Source organism: Aquabacterium sp. (genome assembly GCF_021768455.1).
Classification (GTDB): Bacteria; Pseudomonadota; Gammaproteobacteria; order Burkholderiales; family Burkholderiaceae_C; genus Aquabacterium.
On the sequence record NZ_JAIZVX010000302.1, the window covers coordinates 1 to 1,337 of the forward strand.

Below are 1,337 nucleotides of genomic sequence, written 5' to 3' on the forward strand. Positions count from 1 at the left end.
GCGAAGCGCAGCAGGCGCAGGGCGGCGTCGCGCAGCACGTCCTTGAGCAGGCGGGCCTTCACGCGCTTGCCCTTGACGTTGATGGTGTTGAGCTTGGCCACGGCTTTGCCGGCGATGGCCTGTTCCACCGCCACATAGGTGTGGAAGTCGGTGATGTTGATCTTGCCGATCTGGCTGCCGGCAAAGCCGGCTTCGCCGGTGAGTGCACCCAGCACGTCGCCCGGGCGCATCTTTTCCTTGCGGCCGCCCAGCAGCTGGATGGTGACCATGGGCGGCAGCAGGGGCTCGCCGGTGTCGGCGGGCAGGGCGTCGAGCGGGAACCACCTGGATTCCTGCTTCTGCAGCAGTTCGATGTTGCCCACGCGGCCCATCTCGTCCATGCTCGCAAGGTTCAGGGCCAGGCCGGAGGCGCCAGCGCGGCCCGTGCGGCCGATGCGGTGGATGTGCACTTCGGGGTCGGGCGTGACGTCGACGTTGATGACGGCTTCGAGCTGGGCGATGTCCAGGCCGCGGGCGGCCACGTCGGTGGCGACCAGGACGCTGACGCTGCGGTTCGCAAACTGGATCAGGACCTGGTCGCGCTCGCGCTGCTCCAGCTCGCCGTGCAGGGCCAGGGCCTCGATGCCGTGCGCGGTGAGCACGTCGACCAGGTCGCGGCATTGCTGGCGCGTGTTGCAGAAGGCGATGGCGCTGGCGGGGCGCTCGGCCTTGAGCAGGCGGGTGACGGTGTCCAGGCGTGTGGCCCGGTCGACCTCGTACCAGCGCTGTTCGATCAGCTGCGTGGCGGGTGCGGCCTCGATCTTCACTTCCTTGGGGTTGCGCAGGAAGCGCGCGCTCAGCCTGGCGATGTCGTCGGGGTAGGTGGCCGAGAACAGCAGGGTCTGGCGGTCCTTGGGACACTGGCTGGCCACCTTGACCATGTCGTCATGGAAGCCCATGTCGAGCATGCGGTCGGCCTCGTCGAGCACCAGGGTGCGCAGGCTGCCAAGCTGCAGGGTGCCGCGCTCCAGGTGGTCCATCAGGCGGCCGGGTGTGCCCACCACGATGTGGGCGCCGTGGGCCAGGCTTTCGATCTGGGGGCGCATGGTGCTGCCGCCGCACAGGCTCAGGATCTTGATGTTGGCCTCGGCGCGGGCCAGGCGGCGCAGCTCCTGGGTGACCTGGTCGGCCAGTTCGCGGGTGGGGCACAGCACCATGGCCTGCACGTCGGCAAAGCGTGCATCGAGGCGGTTGAGCAGCGCCAGGCCGAAGGCGGCGGTCTTGCCGCTGCCGGTCTGGGCCTGGGCGATGAGGTCGTGGCCGGCCAGGGTGAGCGGCAGGCTGGCCGCCTGGATGGG

The 1,337-nt window shown here is 69.6% G+C and carries 1 protein-coding gene; it reads right to left on the reverse strand.

The genetic code is table 11. The annotated features are described in order from the left end of the window. Nucleotides 1–1,337: ATP-dependent RNA helicase DbpA (gene dbpA / locus QZ994_RS19905; protein ID WP_290877845.1), on the reverse strand; the 1,337-nt coding region annotated here is incomplete at both ends.